Origin of the sequence: Sulfitobacter sabulilitoris (genome assembly GCF_005887615.1) — a bacterium.
GTDB lineage: Bacteria > Pseudomonadota > Alphaproteobacteria > Rhodobacterales > Rhodobacteraceae > Sulfitobacter_E > Sulfitobacter_E sabulilitoris.
The window spans coordinates 1-671 of sequence record NZ_VANS01000019.1 but is presented as its reverse complement, the minus strand read 5'-3'; the positions used below and the strand labels follow the sequence as shown (position 1 = coordinate 671).

Sequence of the window (671 nt, the reverse complement as noted above, 5' to 3'; positions counted from 1 at the left end):
TCGCGCCATCCCGAGGCCATGTCCTTTTGCGATCTGATCCGCGAGGTCGCACAGGCCGACGAGATCGTGATCGCGGATGGCCCGCATGTGGCCGCGCTGGCCTTTGCCCGCCCGCAGTGCCGGGTCTTTGTCCTGCTCAGCAATGCGCCGGGCACCGATTTTCACCGCGCCGACCTTTTGGGGCGCCTGGCGGGATCGACCGTGATCAGCCTGGCGGGCTGGCAGGTGCAGGGCAGTGCCGGACTGAACCTGCCGCCCCGCGAGGCGCAGTTCAATTTGCCCCTCGACAGCATCTCGGCTTTCTTTTCGAGCAGCGACGCCCCCCTTCCGTTTGGAGTTTCGGATATTTTGTCTGGATTGTCTGATCTTTGTGTGTCTGCGGATGTTCTGACGGGGTCTTGGGCGGTTGTTGCCGGCGGGACGCCCCGGGGGTTTGCGGCGCGGTTGTCCGGGTTGCGGCGCGGGGCGGTATCGGGTGTTGCGGGGGCGGAGGGGTCGGCGCTTTCGGAGCTGCTGGCGCATCGGTTCTTCGCGGATTACGGGCGCAACCTGCGGTCCGGGTTCATGGCGTTCGCGGACCAGGATGCGGCGGAGCGCGCGCAGGCCGCGCGGGCGGTGGCCGGGCTGACGGCGCTTGCGGGGGCGACAGGCTCTGATCCGGGCCTTTCGAG

At 68.0% G+C, this 671-nt stretch carries 1 protein-coding gene; it reads left to right on the top strand.

The annotated features are described in order from the left end of the window. On the top strand, positions 1-671 hold a 671-nt coding region (locus FDT80_RS18975), incomplete at both ends, for a glycosyltransferase family 61 protein (RefSeq protein ID WP_170311946.1).